Consider the following 17,385-nt stretch of genomic DNA (forward strand, 5'->3'; position numbering starts at 1 on the left):
GACCCGGTGACGGTGGGGCAACGATTGTCGTGCTCGCCCGGCAGGGCGCTCAGGCGCTGCGGCTCTCGGGGACGTCGGGCGAAGCGGCGAATCGATAGCCGATACCGCGGACGGTCTGGATATAATCGCCAGCGCGGCGCAGCTTGTCGCGAAGCCGCTTGACGTGGGTGTCCACGGTCCTCGTCGTGATGCTCACGTCGATGCCCCAGACGCCGTCGAGGAGCGCGGTGCGCGTCTGCACGCGCTCGCGCGCCTCGTACAGCGCGACGAGGAGCTTGAACTCGAGGAGCGTCAGCTCGACCTCCTCGCGCTCGACCCACACGCGGTGAGCGCCCTCGTCGATCCGCAGACACCCGAACTCGATGCTCCGCTCCCCCTCTCCGGAGGACTTCGCGCGGCGGAGCACGGCTTGCACGCGCAGCACGAGCTCCCGCACGCTGAACGGTTTGACGACGTAATCGACGGCGCCGAGCTCGAAGCCGACGATGCGGTCGACCTCGTCCCCGCGGGCCGACACGATCATCACGGGGATCCGCTGGGTGCCATCGCTCTGCTGGAGAGCACGGCACACCTCGGTCCCAGGGATATCGGGCAACATGAGGTCGAGCAAGACGAGATCGGGCCGCTGGTCCACGGCCAGCCGGACCCCCTCACCGCCCTGCCCCGCGAGGAGCACCTCATGCCCGGCTTGCCTGAGGTTGTAATCGAGCACCTTCTGGAGCGCCGGCTCGTCCTCGATGACTAAAATCCGCGCCATGGTGAAGAGCGCGTGTACCCGAGCGATGTGACGGACCGATGACCGGATGGCAACAGGGCGGTGCGGCAGCGAAAAGACCGCACGAGCACGCAGGCGGAGCGGACCCACGACGAGATGTAGCAGGGGTGCGCAGGCGCAGTGGAGGCGCAGCGGAGGCGCGGCGAAAGGTCACGCGGGCGCGGCGCGACGAGACGAGACGACGTGCCCCGCGGGCGCGCGGCGAAAGGTCGCACGGGCGGGGCGAGATGCGCTAGTCTCGTCGGAATGCTGCGGACTTTGCGACTCATCGCGGCCGACGTGCGCCAGAAGGCCACATGGTGCTACGGCAGCGATCCACTGCCGACTCTCCTGAAGACGCTGGCGACCGACGGCACGGCGGCGATGGTCCTGTACAGGTTCACGCAGGCCGCGCGAGTCCACCGGATGCCGGTGCTCGAGATGCTGCTCAACAAGGCGACCAACCTGGCCGGCGGCTGCGTGATCGGGCGCGGCGCGGACTTCGGGCCCGGGTTCGTGCTCATCCACTCGAACGGCGTTGTCATCAACGGCAACGTCCGTGGCGGATCGAACGTGCTCATCGAGCACCAGGTGACCATCGGCGCCGATCGGCGGCAGACACCGGTGCTCGGGAGCGACCTCTTCATCGGCGCGGGGGCGAAGATCGTCGGCGGGGTCACGGTCGGTGACGGCGCCAGGATCGGCGCCAACGCCGTTGTCGTGCACGATGTCGCGCCGAACACCACGGTCGTGGGCATCCCCGCGAAGCCCGTGCAGCGGCGCGAGGACCGAGCTGCCCAGCCCGCCGCGCGCCCCCCCGCGGACGGGACGAACACCTCGCAGAGCTGACCGGTGCCACGCCGGCTCTGGGGTTCCAGAGCGGCGGTCACCCGCACAGGAGACGGGTCCAGAGCGGCGTTTTCGGCGCGGAAGCGCACGCCTGTGGGCTGAGCACCGAAAACGTCGCGATGGGCCTGTATCCGCCGCGAGACGACCGCTGCGCTAACGGGGAGCTCGGGCGAGGAGCTCTTGCCTGAGCTGCGCGATCTCCTGCCGGAGCGGGCCGATGAAATCGGCGCTCAGGGTGCGGTTCCGCGCCTGCAGCGCGCGCGCCGTGTGCCACTTGCTGAGCGCGAGCCGCGCGCCGGCGCGGATGAAGCTCCGCCCCGTGGCGCCGCGCCAGCCCAGGGTGCACCGGAGCCGGCCGATCGGCGAGCAGACGAGCTCGAGCTCGTCCTGGGTGAGCATGCCGAGCGCGACCTCGTCGCGCAGATGATCCCGGATCACCCAGCCCTTGCGGATCACGAGCGCCACGATGATCCCGAAGAACGACGCGACGAAGCACAACCAGAGCAGGAGCCACGGCATGAAGATGTCCCCCATCGCGCGCCCGAGCGCGGTGGGAAGGAAGTTCCACACCGCGTGCAGCGCGACGCCGAGCAGGTAGCCGCCGATCGGGGCCGCCGCGCGCACCCACGTCTTCGACGACTCCCGGGCGAGCCCGAAGCCGATGCCGGTCATCGACGTGAACAGCGGGTGGAGCCAGGGCGTGAAGACACCCCGCAGGACGAACGTGCCGGCGAGAACGTCGCTGCCCTGCATCGAGGCGCGCGCGTAATAGAGCACGTTCTCCACCGCGGCGAAGCCGAGCGCGCAGAACGTGGCGTAGATGATGCCGTCGACGATCCCGTCGAACTCCCGGCGCAGGAAGTAGAAGAAGCCGAACACGCCGAGCCCCTTGAAGAGCTCCTCTGCGAACGGCGCGCTGACCGATGCGCTGACGAGCTCGCCGGCCGGCTCGCCGAAGTTGCTTGAGACGCCGATGTGAACGCCAGTGTTGATCAGGATCGAGAAGCCGGTCGCCGCGAGCGCGCCCCAGAGGAACGCCATCAGCAGGCACCACCACGGCTCGGGATCGTACCGATCGATGATCATCGGGACGAACAGGTAGAGGACGAGCGGTGGGAACGCGAAGAGCGCTCCGACGAGCATGGCGCTCAGCATGCTCCCCCCGGACTCGATGACCCCGAGGAGCGTGAAGAGCACGTTGAGGACCGCGCCCGCGATGAGGCCGATGGCCCACAGCCACAGCCCGGCGATGCGCAGCCGCCGGTCCGGGTCGAACCTCCGAACGGCCGCCGGGTAGCCTGCGTGGTGATGCGCGTACGCGTGCCCCTGCCGCCCCTGCGCGTAGCCCTGTGGTGCCTGCGGGTACGCGTGCCCCTGCCGCCCCTGCGCGTAGCCCTGTGGTGCCTGCGCGTAGCCCTGTGGTGCCTGCGCGTAGCCCTGTGGCGCCTGCGGGTACGCGTGCCCCTGCGGCCCCTGCGCATAGCCCTGCGGCCCCTGCGCATAGCCCTGCGGCCCCTGCGGATACGCGTGCCCCTGCGGCCCCTGCGGATACACGTGCCCCTGCCCGTAGCCCTGCGCTGGCTGCGCGTGCGCGTACCCCTGCGGCGCCTGCCCGTGGCCCTGCTGCCCGTGCGGCGGTTGCCCCATGGAGCTCTGCCCCGCGCCTTGCGCCGGATACCCCGAAGGGCCCTGCGCGCGCTCGCTCAAGCGCTCCGCCGGCCGGGGTTGTTGCGGCACGCCGGGGGAATCGGGACGATGTCCGTGGGGATTGTTCATGGATCGAGCGCTCTCGCGAAAGCCTCGTGACAGCGGGTGACCGTTCAGCCGAGGCGAATCCCCGCCGCGCGCGTGGAGCCGAAAGCAGCGGTGACGATCCGCGGCGGGCGACGCCAGCCTCGGAGCTGTCGCTCACGCCCGTGGGATCGAAGTATCACGCAATATTTCTACCACGGCAGGGACGCGCCGGGCATATATCCCAGCAGCTTCGCCACGGCGCGCTGCCGGCGAGGAGCGCGGAGGCTGTGACGCTCCGCTTCCACGGGTTCCACGAGCTGTCGGGGGTCGGCGGGATAACGCGGCAGCAGCTTCTCCGCGCCGGGAACATGGCGGGAGAACGTCAGGGGCGGACGACGCGCGTGCCCGGTGGAGGCGTGAAATCGAACTCGGTCTTCCCGACCGCCTGATTCACGATCGGCGACGTGAAATCGAACCGGTTCCGGTTGCCCTGCGCGTCGAGGATCAGCACGCGGCGGACCTGGTTGGTCTGCCCGTCCACGTAGAGGAGCATCTTCTGATACGCAGGGGTCGCCTCCTTCGGCGTCCCCTCGAGGACATAGCCGCCCTCGAACTTCATCTGCGCAGGATCGAGCAGGCGCAGCGAGAAATCCTTCGTGAGCTGCCCCTTGCCCATCAAGAACGCGAGCGCCGCCGGATACTGAGAGCCCTTCACCGGGGTCTCGAACATCTGCTCGTTGTCCTTCTCGTAGACCTTGATCGTGACGCCGTCGGAGACGACCCGGTTTCCGTTCGGCGCGTCGTAGATCCAGCTCATCTTGCCCGGCTTCTCGAAGGTCACCTTGCCGGTGGAGACCTTCTTCACGTCCTGGACCTTGATCGTGTAGGTCTGGGTGAAGCTCGCCTTGAAGGTCTTCGTGGAGTCGTAGAACTGCTGGACACGCCTGCCGAGCTCTTCGGCGGTGGGACCCGCGGCCTGGGACTCGCCGGCGGTCGCGAGCGTCGCGAGCACGACCGTGAGGGGCGCCGTCAGCCCGATGAGGCACGCGGCGGCGAGGCGGTTGAGTGAGGTTCGCGTCATCCTTCCCGATCTCCTTTGATGTCCAGAGGCGTGTCGCCCCCGCTCGTCGGCGGCAGGGGCGCCGGCGATGCACCGCCGGTTCCGTGCCCTGGCAGCTGCACCCTCGCTGAAGCCGGGGCGCGCCGCACGTGTTCATGTTGGACGCGGCGCGGGAGCGTCCGATGCAGGCTCCATAGCACACGGGATGTGCGCCCGGACCGCCCGGGCCGAGCCCGCCGGCCCCCCAGTCACGCAGTCCACCGAGGCGCCGCGCCCGGCGTCCCCATGCGCAACCAGGGAGCCGTGCCGGCCCACGCTCAACCGAGGCGCGCCCGTCGCGGCCGGGCGCGGCGCGGGACCGGCGCGCCCGACGCCGCCAGCGCGGCCGCGAAGCCCGCGGCGCTGAGGTGGGTCATCGCGATGGCCAGCGCGTCGGCCGCGTCCGGCCGCGGGGGCGCGGCGAGGCGCAGCACAGCGGTCATCACCTGCGCGACCTGCGCCTTCTCGGCCGCGCCCCGGCCGACGATGGTCCGCTTCACCAGCGCCGGCGGATACTCCGAGATCGGCACGCCCGCGCGCGCCAGCCGCAGCAGCACGACCCCGCGCGCGTGGCCGAGCTTCGCGGCGCTCTGCGCGTCCTTGGCGAAGAACAGGCTCTCCACCGCGGCCGCGTCGGGCGCGAGCGACGCGATCACCTTGCCGAGCTCGTCGTCGATCTCCACGAGCCGGGCGGCGAACGTCCCGCTCGTGTCGATGTCGATGACGCCGTGCGCGACGTGCTCGATGCGCGTGCCCTGCCGCACGAGCAGGCCCCAGCCGAGGTGGCGCGAGCCGGGATCGATGCCGAGGACCCGCATCGGCTCAGCAGGCCCCGTGCGAGGGCGCCACGACGTGGGTCGGGAAGCCCGGCGCGCGCTCGGCTCCCCCGTCCCGCTCGCCCCGCTCGGCCGCCTCGAGCGTTCGCCGCGGGAAGATCTTGTGCGGGTTGAGCAGGCCCTTCGGGTCGAACAGCGCCTTGATCTTGCGCTCGATCGCGATGAGCTCCGGCGACTGCTCGAGCGCGAGGAAGTCCGCCTTCGACGTCCCGATGCCGTGCTCGCCGCTCAGCGTGCCGCGCATCCCGATCACCGCGCGGAACAGGCGCGACAGCGCCGTCTCTACCTGGGGGACGAGGTCCGGGTCGTTCCAGAGCAGGTTGACGTGGAGGTTGCCGTCCCCGGCGTGGCCGTACGTCAGCATGCGGACGCCGGTCGCCGCCGAGATCTCCGCGACCTCGTCGAGCAGCGCCGGGATCTTGTCGCGCGGGACCACGACGTCCTCCGAGATCTTGTAGCGCGCCATGGCGCGCGTCGTGGGCGACAGCTGGCGGCGCGCCTCCCAGAGCCGCTCGCGCTGCGCCTCGTCCTGCGCGACGAGCACGTCGAGCGCCCCGGCATCCATGCAGACCTCCCCCACCCGCTCGGCCTGGACCTCGCAGTCCGCGGGCTCGCCGTCGACCTCGATGATCAGCATCGCGCCCGCGCGCTCGTCGACCCCGACGCCGCGCGCACGGACCGCGTCGAGCGTGGGGCGATCGAGCAGCTCGAGGCAGCGCGGGACGACGCCGGCGGCGACCAGGGCGCTCACCGCGCGCCCGCTGGCGCGCACGTCCGGGAACAGGCAGAGAAGCGTCATGACCGACGGGGGCTTCGCGATGAGCCGGAGCGTCGCCTCCGTCGTGATCGCCAGGGTGCCCTCGCTGCCGACGAGCAGCGCCGTGACGTCGTACCCCGTCACGCCCTTCACCGTGCGCCGGCCGGTGCGGAGGCGCGTGCCATCGATGAGGATCGCGTCGAGCCCGAGCACGTACTCGCGCGTGACGCCGTACTTGAAGGCGCGCGGGCCGGCCGCGTTCTCGGCGATGTTGCCGCCGAGCGCGCACATCTTGAGCGAGTTCGGATCGGGCGGGTAGAAGAGCCCCTCGGCCTCGACGGCCGCGTGCAGGTCGGCGAGGATGACGCCCGGCTCGACGACCGCGATCTGCTCCTCGCGGCTGATCTCCTTGATGGAGTTCATGCCGATCGTGGCGATGACGATGCCGCCCCCGACCGGCACCGCGCCGCCCGACTTGCCGCTGCCAGCGGCGCGCGGCACGACCGGCACCTCCGCCTCGCTCGCCGCCCGCACCGCCTTCTCGATGTCGGCGGCCGAGGACGCGAGCACGACCGCATCCGGGCTCACCGGCGGCTGATCCGACTCGTCGCCCGCGTAGGCCGCGCACCCGTCGGCCGACGTGATGACCTTCGACGGGCCGAGCGCGCGCTCGAGCAGCCGGCGCGCCTTGTCGATGGCCGACGCCGACGGGCGGGGGAACGTGGGGTGCTGTCGCATCTCCCCCATTTACCGCGGATCGCGCGGCGATGCTGGGGGATCCGCGCGGGCGGCCTCAGGGCTGGCCGCCGCCGGGATCTGGTCCACGCGGACACGCGCGCTCCGCACGGCGTGCCCTCGGTCTGCCTGCCCGCGGGCGCGCGGACGCGCCGCGCGATCAGAGCAGATCGAGGAAGGCGAGGAGCGCCTCGATCGCGCCGGCGTCCAGCGCGACGAGGCCCTCGCCCGCGGGCGCGCCGTCGTGGAAGAAGGCGCCCGGCGCAGCGGCGGCGGCCGCGCCGCGCTGGTCGCCGGCGGCGCGGCCGCCCGTGTCCTCGAAGCGCGCCCGCTCGAGCACCTCGCGCAGCGTCTTTGCGGAGCCGTTCGTGAAGTAGGGCCGCTTCTTGTAGAGGCGCCGGAGCGACGGCACCCGCGCGCCGTCCTCGTGCACGTACGGCACGACGCCGGTCTTCTCGTATCCGGCCCTCCCCCACACGATCGCGCCCTCGGGCGCGAACACGAGCGCCTCCCAGCGCTCGAACGGGGCCGCGGAGCCGGGATCGTCGCTGCGGAGCACCGGCGCGTGGCAGCGAGCGCAGCGGTCCCGGAACACCCGGGCGCCGTCGCGCTCGAGCGGGGTGAAGCTCGTTCGGCCGAGGACGGCGGGGTTCGCGCGGTGCGAAAACGCCATGAGGAAGCTCATGAGCGCGCGGCGGAGCGCCTCGGGCGGGCGCGCGGCACGCCCGGCGTCGACGAGCCCGAGATCGGCGAGCCACGGCGTGCCCTCGCTCGAGATCGAGAACCATGGGTCGTGGCCGCTCAGCGCGCCGGCGACGCGGAACTCGTTGTCCGCCACCGCGGTGAGATCCGGATCGAGGGCGCGGGAGAAGTGGGGGCGGTTGTTGAACAGACCGAGCAGCGGCTTGGTCGTGGCGCGCACGTCGCCGCGGCCCGTGTGGTGCGTGCGGCCGTCGACGTAGCCCTCGAAGTGACACGTCTCGCACGTGAACCGGCTGAGCGGGCCGTCGGCCTTGTTCCACGGGGCCATCAGCGAGGTGAAGAAGAGCGCCTCGCCGATACGGAGCTCGTCGGAGCGGGCGTCCTCGCCGCCGTCCCGGACCGGCTGCTTCACGACCACGCCGTCGCCTGCGTCGAGCAGCCACGCGTCGAGCAACGGGTTCGCATAGGCGAAGGCGCCGCCGCCGAGCGCGGCCATGGAGGCCACGCCGGGGGCGAGCGGGCGGGTGGAGACCTCGGACGCGCTCGCGATGCCGGCATCCGTGGCGCGGAAGAGGAGCTCGGCCCGGCGATCGCCGCCGTAGCCGGTCGCGATCACGCGCACGCCGCTCGATCCGGGGATCGCCGAGAGCGCGATCGCCTTCGGGGTGAGCACGCCGAGCTCCGAGACGTTGACGGCCGAGAGCCGCGTCACCTCGGGCCGGACGCCGGCAGCGACGCGGTAGAGGAAGACGAACGAGTCGATATAGCCGAACGAGCCGCCGGTCCGGTCGAGCGGGTGATCCTCGACGCCACCCGAGGCGAGCAGGAGCCCGCCCTCGGCGCCGCCCATCTCGAGCGCGTCGAAGCTCCAGATGGGGCCGTCGTGACGGACGCGCGCCGCGCCGCCCGGGAGCGGGCGGCCGTCGGCGCCGACCGGGAGCACGACGAGCGTCTGGTCGAGGAGGCAATCGACGATCAGGTGATGCGCGAGGCGCACGACGCGGAACGGGCCAGCGCCGATCGGCTCGTCCCAGCGCTCGACCTCGATGCGTCCGTCCGCGCCGGTGTGACCGGGGCGCAGCGTGACGAGCGTGCCGGCGCGCTCGTCGAGCGCGTAGAGGAGGCCCTCGGGGCCGGCAGCGACGTCTCGGATGCCGTGGAGGCCCGCGAGCTCGATGCGCCCCGCGGGCTCGAGCGAGGCGCCGCGGACGGCGTAGCGGAAGAGCGAGGGCGACGCCTCACCGCTCGCGAAGACCTCGCCGGTGGGCGTGACCGCGACCCCTGTCGGCGAGGCCGGCGCGGGGGCGCGGGAGAGCTCGCGGAGCGACGCGTCGAGCAGGACGAGCGCGTCGCGACCGCGGAGCGGAGAGAGCAGCGCGGGCGCGCCCGGCGCGGCGGGGCGGCCGAGCAGATCCACGGGACGGAGCGCGATCGGGTCGGGGCCGAACAGCCGGTCGGAGCTGGGAGCGCGGGAGAAATCGGCCTCCGCTCGGCGCGCCGCCTCGAAGCGCCGCAACGGATCGAGCGGGTCCGGATCGGGGGCACCGCCGTGGACCGGCGGCGCAGGGCGGCTGTCGCACGCCACGGCGGCCAGGCCCAGCGAGACCGCGAGCGCGAGGCGGACCGCGGCCATGCGCCTGCGCCGCGGGGCAGCGGGCCGAGCCGCCGCGCCGATCACCAGCCGCCGGTGCTCGCCGGCTTCGCGGTCTCGGCCGGCGCCGCCTTCTCCGGCTCGGCCTTGGGCGCGGGCTTCGCCGCCTCGGTCGTGGCCGCGGGCTTCGCCTCGGGCGTCGCCTGGGGCTTGCCCTCGCAGCCGAAGAGACACATGGCGCCGAGCGCCCCAAGCACTGTCAAGACATTCTTCATGGGACTCCTCCTGAACGAGCGGGGCAAGCGAAGCACATCCGCTGGGCGCTCGGAAGGGGGGCGCGCCGTCCGCTGCCATCGGAGGCGGCGCGACGGCGGCTGCGCGGGGTTGGCGGCGTCGGCGGAGGCGGAGCGGGCGCGCGTGGCCGCCCACGTGCAGGAGCGTGCGGGAGCTCGCGCGCTGGATCCAGGGCCGGGCGCGGGATTCCGGCGCCCGCGCCCTGGGCGGCCTGGTCAGGTCCCGGGAACGATCTTCACCAGGCTGTTACGATTCGCGACGAAGTATTGCTCGCCGTCGTTGTCCTCGACGATCGCGGTGAGCGCGTTGAAGGTCGGCAGGCTGCCCTGACGCGCGAATGCCGGAGCGTTCGGCGCGTTCGGATCGGGGTTCTTGTTGATGATCGTGATGGGCGACGTCTGCGCCCCGCACTGCATGAGCGCGCCCATTTTCCCGCCGGTGTAGTCGCCGAACAGGTAGATGCCCCGGAGCTGCGGCACCTGGCTGCCCCGGTACACGAACCCGCTGACGACCGACTTGTAGTCGCGGTACGGCCCTGTCGCGCTCTGCCGCCGATCCATGTCGGCGATGGGCGGGGTGGGCGTATCGCCCGCGCGCAGGGTGCGCCCCTGGCAGGTATCCGCGTGGGTACCTTCCCACTTCGGCCAGCCGAAGTTCAGCCCCGAGGTGCCGGCAGGAACGTAGTCGACCTCCTCGTAGCCATCCTGGCCGACATCGCCGATGAAGAGGTCGCCCGTCCCCCGGTCGAAGGTGAAGGTATACGGGTTGCGCAGACCATAGTGCCAGGTCCGCGAGGCCGTGCCGTCGAGGGGATTGCCGGCCGCGGCGTACGGCTCGGCAGCATTCGGATCGAGGCGCAGGATCTTGCCGAACAGCGAGGCCGGGTCCTGCGACCCGCCAGGCTTGTCGCTGTTGCAGGAGCCGCCCCCGTCGCCCGTGCCGACGTAGAGCATGCCGTCGGGCCCGAACACGATATGGCCGCCGTTGTGATTCACGGCGGACGCGTCGAGCCGCACGATCGTCTTCGCCGAACCTGCATCCGCCACGAAAGGATCGCCGCTGGACCGCTTGTACTCGACCACATGGTCACGGTTCATGTTCGTGCCCGTGGTCGCCGTCATCATGATGTAGAACTTGCCGCTCGTCGCGTAGTCGGGCGGGAACGCCATGCTGATGAGCCCGCGCTCGTCGTCGAAGGGCCCGGAGCTGAGCGAGATCTGACTGCTCACGTCGAGGAAGGCCGCGCTGCGCAGCTGGCCGCCGGAGAACACGCGGATCTGCCCGGTCTGCAGCACGAGATACCAGTCGCTCGACCCCTTCGGCTGAGCGGCGTAAACCAGCTTGTCCACGCCGGTGACCACGGGAGCGAGCGCCAGCTTCCCGACGTCAGGCGCCGCGCTGGCATCGCACTCCACCGGGTCGCCGCCGCCGGCGCCGGAGCCGCCCTGTCCCGTGGTGGCCCCGGACGACGACGTGGTGCTGCTGCCACCGCCGGTGCCTGAGCCCGAACCTGTGCCGGAGCCGGAGCCCGGACCCGCGCTGGAGCCAGCGCCGGCGCCGGAGCTGGAGGCGGAGCCAGCGCCGGCCCCCGTCCCCGTCTGCGTACCAGAGGAGCCCTGGTTCCCTCCGCTCGTCACGGTGTCGCCAGAGCTGGTCGCCCCGTCGTCGCTGCACGCACCGGCGCCCAGCGCGAGACACGCGCCGCCACCCAGCGCGAAGGTCATCCACAAAGCCAAGGTTGAACGCTGTTTCGTCATGGGACGCATTCTATACATGACAAGCGCCGTGGCGCACTCATGAACGACTGCCGGGCAAAAGAACAGGACATCGGTGCCCCGAGTGAGCAGATGACGGATCATGCCTGCAGAACGTCAACACGCGCTCGCCTGGCCGGCCGACGGCGTACGTTTGCGCGATGCGAGCTCGGAGACGCCGGCGGTGCTCCTCTCCCCAGGGCCTGTGGGCTCAACGGCATTCGACAGGCTCGCTCGCCCGGTCGCCACCGCAATCAAGCAATGGGAGAACAGCGCCCCTCGACCGGTGTCGAGCAGCATTGCCCATGATTTGATCAGCCGTTCAGATGAAATGCGCCTGGCGCACGCCGACGTGGGCCATTGATGCGCTGCTCACTCGTCGAGGTGTATATTTGAAACAGAGCGGTACGTGCGCGTCCCCGAGGTCCGCTCGGGGCCGGGGCTATATTCCCGTCCAGGACCCTTCTGATCATCGCCTGCGACGGATCATCGCTCGCCGCGCCCTCGCCGCCGGAGCTCGCTGGCCGGCGCGCGGCGTCACCAGCAGGCCAGCCGCACCGCGCCATAACGCGACGGCGCCTGGCTCACCGCGCCGGACGAGCCCCGGGGGAGAGACGTGCTGTGTTTCACGCGTGCGCCGCAATCGATGCCGGCCGACTCGGCATCATCGATCAGCTCGCCGCACGGCGCCACGCCGGAGAGGATCCGTGTCAATCGAGGCGCCGCGCTGAACGCCGGTATCTCGGGGCGCCCTCGCTCACACCGGCTCTCCCCTGCCATCGGTGCCAATCGGCTCACCCGGCTCGGTGCCGGACGTCGTGGGGCATCCCGCGAGCGCCCCCGCTGCGACGACGCCCCCTCTTGCTCCTGGGGCGCTCCGCTCAGAGAGTGCCCGCGATCCACACGCTCCCGGGGCCCAAGCCGACGCGCGCGCTCCAGGGGGCGTCGGCCGTCGGCCCGCGGCCGCGCGCGGACGCCGCCGCGGCGTCAGGCGCAGACGGCGCGGTGATCCAGAGGATCGCCCCGCCCACGGCGAGGGCCGCCCCCGCGATGAACACCGCCGTCCCGATGTTGCCCTTCGCCACCGCGTCGTCGCGCAGATCGAGGCCCGTCTGATCAACGCAGCGACCCTCCTCGTCGCAATGGCCGCCCTCGGTGGCCTTGTCGAACGTCGATTTGGCCATGAGCCCAAGCGCCGTGCCGACGCCGAGCCCGACCACGCCGAGCCCGACCCCCACCATGCCGAGCGGCTTGCGGATACTCCCGCCCTGCGCCGAGGGCGTGTCGCTCGCCGGCGGACGGACCGGAGGCGGCGGCGCGACCGCCGGCGTCGACGCGCCGCTCGATCCCGAGGCGGAGGCCGGCTCCGTGGCGCGCTCGAGCGCCGGCACCGTGACGCTCACCACGCCCGGCTTGTCGATCGTGACCTTCACCTCCCAGGGCTCGTACCCAGGCGCCGCGGCGGCGATCCGATGCTCGCCCGGGTCGAGCGGCACCGCCGTCCCCCAGAGCGCCCTGCCGACAGCGGCCCCGTCCCGCGTGAGGCCCAGCCCCGCGATCGCCGCCGCCGGCGGGACCACGATCTGCAGGCGGGAGAGCCGCGGCTCGAGCGCGGCGGCCCGGGCGCGCGCCACCCGCTCGCGCTCCGTCTGCCCGGCCGAGAGCGACGCGGCCGCGACATCGCGGAAGCCGATCCACGCGGTCGCGATCTTGCCGGTGCGCTCGTAGCAGTCGGAGAGGTTGAAGAGGGTGCCGATGCCCGGGTCGATCGCATGGCTCTCGGCGAACTTCGGACAGGCCTCGGTGTGCTTCCCCGCGGCCATCAGCGCGCGGCCCTCGTCGAACAGCGCGACCGCAGCGGCGCGCTCCTCCCGGGTCGGCTCGGCGGCACGCGCGGCCGGCTCGAGCGAGGCGAGCGCAGCGAGCGTCGACAGGAGCGCTACCGCTCGACGGCGACCGGCCCCGCCCAGCGGCGCGCGGGAGACCGCAGCAGGGCAGCCGGACTCCGGACAGGGGCTCGAGAGACGACGATGGCAAAGCAAGACGGCACCTCTCCTGGGCTCACGGGATGTCATCGCGGATCGGAAAAGAAGTCTTGCGGCGCAGTCGATGTGGGCCGGGGCGGCGGGGTCCGCACCGACGGCCGCGCGCCCTTCGACGACGCCGACGGCCGCGGCGCCGCAGACCCGCTCGCGGCCGGCCGCGCGGTCGCGACCTCGGAGACGGGCGCTTCAGGCGGCGGCGCAGGGCCGCCGTCGAGGAGCTCGGCCTCCTTGCCCGCAGCCAGATCGGCCGCGGGTACCGCCGCGTCGCGCGAGGGTGCCTCCGGCGCCAGCGGCGCCTCCGAGGGCGCCGACGCGGCGAGCGGCGCCACATCCGACGCGGGGGCGCGGAGCGCGAACCACACGAGCCAGGCGAGCCCCGCGGCGCCCACGAGCGCCGCCGCGAGGGCCGCCGCGATCCCGAGGGTGCGCGCCCCGCCGCCCTGGCCCGACGAGGCGCGCGTGCCGCCCCAGGAGCGGTCCGTCGCCGCGCCGTCCGAGAGGAGCGCCGTGGGCGCGCCAGCCCACGCGGAGCCGGCCGCCACGCCCTTCCCATCCGAGTCGCTGGACGACGGCTTCGCGCCGGCGGGCCCGGGCGACGTGGAGTTCGAGCGCCGGGGCGGCCCGGGCGCGCGGCCCGCCTCGGCGCTCGCGTCGAGGCGGATCTGCAGCACGCGCGCGGCGCGGTCGGCCAGGTGCTGCGCGTGCGGCGGCGCGAACTGAGCGAGCTCGGCAGCGAGCTCGGCGATGTTGCCGAAGCGATCGGCAGGGCTCTTCTGGAGGCAGCGCTGGACCACCCAGTCGAGGCGCTCGGGCACGTCGGACCGCTGCGCGCCGAGCCGCGGCGGTCCCTCCAGGATGCGGTCGTAGATGGCCATCGCGGAGTCGCCCCGGAAGGGGACGGCGCCCGTGAGCAGCTGATAGAGCATGGCGCCCATCGACCAGACGTCGGCCCGCGCGTCGACGCTCTTCGAGGAGACCATCTGCTCGGGCGCCATGTAGAACGGCGAGCCCAGCATCGCCGAGCTCTCGGTCATGTCGTTCGCCTTGGGCGCGGTCGCCTCCGCCGCGAGGGCCATCTTGGAGATGCCGAAGTCGATGACCTTGATGAGCGGGCTGCCGTCGGCCCGCTGGGTCAGGAACAGGTTGCCCGGCTTCAGGTCCCGATGGATGATGCCGAGCGCGTGCGCCTCCGCGAGCGCGTCGCACGCCTGGAGCAGGTAGTCGCAGGCGAGCGCGACCGGGAGCGGCCCGCGCTCGCGCAGGACGGCCTTCAGGTCGGTCCCCTCGAGGTACTCCATGACGAGGTAAGGCTCGCCGCGCGCGAGCGTGCCGACGTCGTACACGCGCGTCACGTGCTCGCTCCGGATGCGCGCCGCGACCTGCCCCTCGCGCAGGAAGCGGGCGACGAGGTCCGCGCGCTCGCGGGCCTGGGGCCGCAGGAACTTGATGGCCACCCGCTCGCCGAGCAGGAGATGGCGGGCGGCGACGACCACGCCCATCCCGCCTTCACCGAGGACGCGCTCGACCTCGTATTTCTCCGCGAGGACGTCCCCCACGCTCACCGGTACGACCATGCACGCCCTCGCTCCGCCCCTCCGCTAGTATCAAAACAGCGCGTGCGCGACAACGCGAGCTTTCCCGGAAATCAGCGAGGGGGAAGGGAAGCCGCCGCGCCGCCATAGCCACCCGGCCACCCGAGCTCGCGCGCGTTGCTCGCGCGCATCGCGGGTTCGCCAGCGGCGCGCTCTGCTTGTATATGCATGACGCAATTTCACCATGAGCACCGGTTCACCATGATCACCGAGCCGACCGATCCGTTCGTCCTCGCGCGCGAGCTCCTGGAGCAGCGGCAAACCACGGAACCGACCGACGCGACCGCCATGACGCTGGCCACGGCGGACGCGTCGGGACGCCCCTCGGCGCGGATGGTGCTGCTGAAGGGCATCGACGATCGCGGGTTCGTGTTCTTCACCAACTACGAGAGCCGCAAGTCGATGGATCTCGAGGCGAACCCGTTCGCCGCGCTGTGCATCCACTGGGCGAAGGCCGCCGAGCAGATCCGCGTCGAGGGGCGCATCGAGCGGGTCAGCGACGCGGAGTCGGACGCCTACTTCGAGACCCGCGCGCGGGGCAGCCAGATCGGCGCGTGGGCGTCCCGGCAGAGCGCGCTGCTGCCCTCGCGCGAGGCGCTCCTCGATCGGGTGCGCGAGATCGAGCGCCGCTTCGAGGGCCGGCCGGTGCCCCGGCCGGAGTTCTGGGGCGGCTACCGGGTGGTGCCGGAGCGCGTCGAGTTCTGGTACGGCCAGGAGAACCGCCTGCACGACCGCGTGGTGTACGTCCGCCACGGCGACAGCTGGCGCGTCGAGCGGCTCTACCCCTGAGCGCGGCGCCGCGAGGAGGGAGCCCTCGCGGTCGTGCGTCCGGCTCCCTTGCGCAGGGGCCAGGCCTGCAGCGCCACGGCGGAGCGGCGCTACGTCCCGGCGCCGCGGAGGCGGCTCGCCTTGCGCTCCCTGAGCCGCTCGATCACCGCGACGAGCCTCGGGTCGTCGCGGCGCCGGACGTCGAGCCGCATCCCCTTCAGCGCGTTGCACCGGCCGCACGCGAGCGCCAGGTTGTCGAGCGCGTCCGTCCCGCCGTGCGTGCGCGGGACGATGTGCTCGATCGTCGCGCGCTGGATCGGCTCGCCGTCGAGGCCCACGACGACGTGCGAGAGGCAATGGATGCACTTGCCCACCCACGCCGCCTGACCCCGGATCTCGGTGCGCTCGAACGTCGCGTCGGTCGCCACGATGTCGAGGATGAGCCGCCGCCGCGCCGCCTTCACGGCGCTCGATCGTAGTCCCACGGCGCGGCGCCCGCACGCGGTTCGCGAAAGGCCTGGAGGTGGGCTATGGAGCCCCGGAGTCGGCGCGCGCCCGCGGCGGCAGGCGGCCGCGGCGCGATCGTCGATCACGCGCGCTCCGTCACGCTCCGTGACCCGCGCGGGGGAGAAGCCATGAAGTCGAAGACCGACTATTTCTACTTCGAGACGAAGGCCAAGCGCGAGCTCATCAACGTCACCGAACGCGTCGCGGCCGTCGTCACCGCCAGCGGCATCCAGGAAGGCATGGTCCTCGTGAGCGCCATGCACATCACCGCCGGCGTGTTCGTGAACGACCACGAGCCGGGCCTCTGGGAGGACATCTGGGCGTGGCTCCAGCAGCTCGCCCCCGAAGGGCCCGACTACAAGCACCACAGGACCGGCGAGGACAACGGCGACGCTCACCTCAAATCGATCCTCGTGCACCACCAGGTGATCGTGCCCATCACCGCGGGGAAGCTCGATCTCGGGCCGTGGCAGCAGATCTTCTACGCGGAGTTCGATGGCGGCCGGCGCAAGCGCGCCGTCGTGAAGGCGATGGGGGAGTGACGCCTCCGGCCGGCGCGCGGGCTCGCGGCCGGCAAGGCCGAGGGGTCGTCTCCCTAGCCGCCCGCCTGCGCCGCGGGCGGCGGCGCGTGGGGCCCCGCGGCGCCGTACTCCCTCGCCCCGCGCTGCATGAGCGAGGCGATCGCGCCGAGCGCCTCGGTCCAGGCCTTCTGGTGCGCCGGGGACCAGTCTGCGGCCGCGACCTCGGCCATCGCGGAGATCAACGCGTCGGCGACCCAGGGGTACATCGCGTCCGTGACGCCGTAGTCAACGTGCTTTGCCCCCATCGCCATGAGCTTCTCCTCGAGCCACGACGCGTCCTCCAGCCGATCGATGACCGCGGCGAGCGCCTCCGTGAGCATCTTCTCTTGCTGCTCCTGGCTATTGCGCCCGAAGAGCGGCTTCACCTGCGGATACCGAGAGAACAGGATCCCGTAGAAACGGTGCGTGAGGTTGGGCTCCCTCTCGATCACGAGCTCGAAGCTCTCCCGCAGCAAGCCAACGTTCAATCCCATGACAAACCTCCAGGCCGGGCGCTGCGCCCGTGCTAGCCGTCTTCGGCGGTCGATTCGCCCGTCGGCGCGCGCTGGCCGGACGCGCTCGCATGGGCCGTGCCAGAGGCGTTTCTCTGCGGATCGCGTCGATCTCGCCGGGTCGGCGCGCCCGGCGACCGGCGGCGGTTTCCCATGGGAAACCCGGCCAGCTGCCGAGGGCGGCCGCTCCGGCGGCGCCCACCCGCGCGCCGCCCGGCCGCGCGCCTTGCCCCGCTGCACCCCACGGTGTTTCCTGCCGGAGTCTCCGACAGGAAACCTCCGTCGCCTCCGTCTCC

16 protein-coding genes are annotated in these 17,385 nt (G+C 72.3%); 4 read left to right on the forward strand and 12 right to left on the reverse strand.

Going from position 1 to position 17,385, the window contains the following annotated elements; all coding sequences use genetic code 11:
- Positions 1 to 49: 49 nt before the first annotated feature.
- The gene (locus WME79_RS28325) at positions 50 to 757 is read right to left on the reverse strand and encodes a response regulator (RefSeq protein WP_437520985.1); all 708 of its coding nucleotides are present in this window, start codon (positions 755 to 757) and stop codon (positions 50 to 52) included.
- Between the two features lie 264 nt (positions 758 to 1,021).
- Between WME79_RS28325 and WME79_RS28330 the strand changes: the two genes are divergently transcribed.
- Positions 1,022 to 1,603 (forward strand): serine O-acetyltransferase, encoded by a 582-nt coding sequence (locus WME79_RS28330; RefSeq protein WP_437520988.1) that lies wholly within the window; start codon positions 1,022 to 1,024, stop codon positions 1,601 to 1,603.
- Positions 1,604 to 1,756: 153 nt separating this feature from the next.
- Here WME79_RS28330 and WME79_RS28335 read toward each other — a convergent pair whose 3' ends face one another.
- The 7 genes from WME79_RS28335 to WME79_RS28365 form a co-directional block, all read right to left on the reverse strand.
- On the reverse strand, positions 1,757 to 3,250 hold the full coding sequence (locus tag WME79_RS28335; RefSeq protein WP_437520991.1) for a PrsW family glutamic-type intramembrane protease: 1,494 nt from the start codon (positions 3,248 to 3,250) through the stop codon (positions 1,757 to 1,759).
- A gap of 469 nt (positions 3,251 to 3,719) precedes the next feature.
- The gene (locus WME79_RS28340) at positions 3,720 to 4,418 is read right to left on the reverse strand and encodes a LolA family protein (protein ID WP_437520994.1); all 699 of its coding nucleotides are present in this window, start codon (positions 4,416 to 4,418) and stop codon (positions 3,720 to 3,722) included.
- A gap of 296 nt (positions 4,419 to 4,714) precedes the next feature.
- Positions 4,715 to 5,254, reverse strand: a complete 540-nt coding sequence (gene ruvC / locus WME79_RS28345) for a crossover junction endodeoxyribonuclease RuvC (RefSeq protein WP_437292967.1) — start codon at positions 5,252 to 5,254, stop codon at positions 4,715 to 4,717.
- 4 nt (positions 5,255 to 5,258) lie between these two features.
- Positions 5,259 to 6,767, reverse strand: coding sequence for an FAD-binding oxidoreductase (locus WME79_RS28350; RefSeq protein ID WP_044969192.1), 1,509 nt, complete (start codon positions 6,765 to 6,767; stop codon positions 5,259 to 5,261).
- 157 nt (positions 6,768 to 6,924) lie between these two features.
- Positions 6,925 to 9,099: a hypothetical protein gene (locus WME79_RS28355; RefSeq protein ID WP_437520998.1), complete on the reverse strand. Its 2,175-nt coding sequence runs from the start codon at positions 9,097 to 9,099 to the stop codon at positions 6,925 to 6,927.
- Between the two features lie 41 nt (positions 9,100 to 9,140).
- The gene (locus WME79_RS28360) at positions 9,141 to 9,332 is read right to left on the reverse strand and encodes a hypothetical protein (RefSeq protein ID WP_437521001.1); all 192 of its coding nucleotides are present in this window, start codon (positions 9,330 to 9,332) and stop codon (positions 9,141 to 9,143) included.
- A 234-nt stretch (positions 9,333 to 9,566) separates the two neighbouring features.
- On the reverse strand, positions 9,567 to 11,075 hold the full coding sequence (locus WME79_RS28365) for a PQQ-dependent sugar dehydrogenase (RefSeq protein WP_437521004.1): 1,509 nt from the start codon (positions 11,073 to 11,075) through the stop codon (positions 9,567 to 9,569).
- Between the two features lie 133 nt (positions 11,076 to 11,208).
- On the opposite strand from WME79_RS28365, the gene WME79_RS28370 reads away from it, so the two are divergent.
- Positions 11,209 to 11,469 (forward strand): hypothetical protein, encoded by a 261-nt coding sequence (locus WME79_RS28370; RefSeq protein ID WP_437521007.1) that lies wholly within the window; start codon positions 11,209 to 11,211, stop codon positions 11,467 to 11,469.
- 517 nt (positions 11,470 to 11,986) lie between these two features.
- Here WME79_RS28370 and WME79_RS28375 read toward each other — a convergent pair.
- Positions 11,987 to 13,147 carry a hypothetical protein gene (locus tag WME79_RS28375; protein ID WP_437521009.1) on the reverse strand — a complete coding sequence of 387 codons (1,161 nt, stop codon included), beginning with the start codon at positions 13,145 to 13,147 and terminating at the stop codon, positions 11,987 to 11,989.
- A 29-nt stretch (positions 13,148 to 13,176) separates the two neighbouring features.
- Positions 13,177 to 14,724 carry a protein kinase domain-containing protein gene (locus WME79_RS28380; protein WP_437521012.1) on the reverse strand — a complete coding sequence of 516 codons (1,548 nt, stop codon included), beginning with the start codon at positions 14,722 to 14,724 and terminating at the stop codon, positions 13,177 to 13,179.
- Positions 14,725 to 14,910: 186 nt separating this feature from the next.
- Between WME79_RS28380 and pdxH the strand changes: the two genes are divergently transcribed.
- Positions 14,911 to 15,531: a pyridoxamine 5'-phosphate oxidase gene (gene pdxH / locus WME79_RS28385; protein WP_437521014.1), complete on the forward strand. Its 621-nt coding sequence runs from the start codon at positions 14,911 to 14,913 to the stop codon at positions 15,529 to 15,531.
- Positions 15,532 to 15,620: 89 nt separating this feature from the next.
- Here the strand turns inward: pdxH and WME79_RS28390 are convergent, their stop codons facing one another.
- Positions 15,621 to 15,995 (reverse strand): HNH endonuclease, encoded by a 375-nt coding sequence (locus tag WME79_RS28390; protein ID WP_437521017.1) that lies wholly within the window; start codon positions 15,993 to 15,995, stop codon positions 15,621 to 15,623.
- Positions 15,996 to 16,145: 150 nt separating this feature from the next.
- On the opposite strand from WME79_RS28390, the gene WME79_RS28395 reads away from it, so the two are divergent.
- Positions 16,146 to 16,559: a secondary thiamine-phosphate synthase enzyme YjbQ gene (locus WME79_RS28395; RefSeq protein ID WP_437521020.1), complete on the forward strand. Its 414-nt coding sequence runs from the start codon at positions 16,146 to 16,148 to the stop codon at positions 16,557 to 16,559.
- Between the two features lie 53 nt (positions 16,560 to 16,612).
- On the opposite strand, the gene WME79_RS28400 is transcribed toward WME79_RS28395, so the two are convergent.
- A complete protein-coding gene (locus WME79_RS28400) occupies positions 16,613 to 17,071 on the reverse strand; it encodes a globin domain-containing protein (protein WP_437521023.1) in 459 nt (152 codons plus the stop codon).
- Positions 17,072 to 17,385: the final 314 nt, after the last annotated feature.

Origin of the sequence: Sorangium sp. So ce726, assembly GCF_051521405.1 — a bacterium.
GTDB lineage: Bacteria > Myxococcota_A > Polyangia > Polyangiales > Polyangiaceae > Sorangium.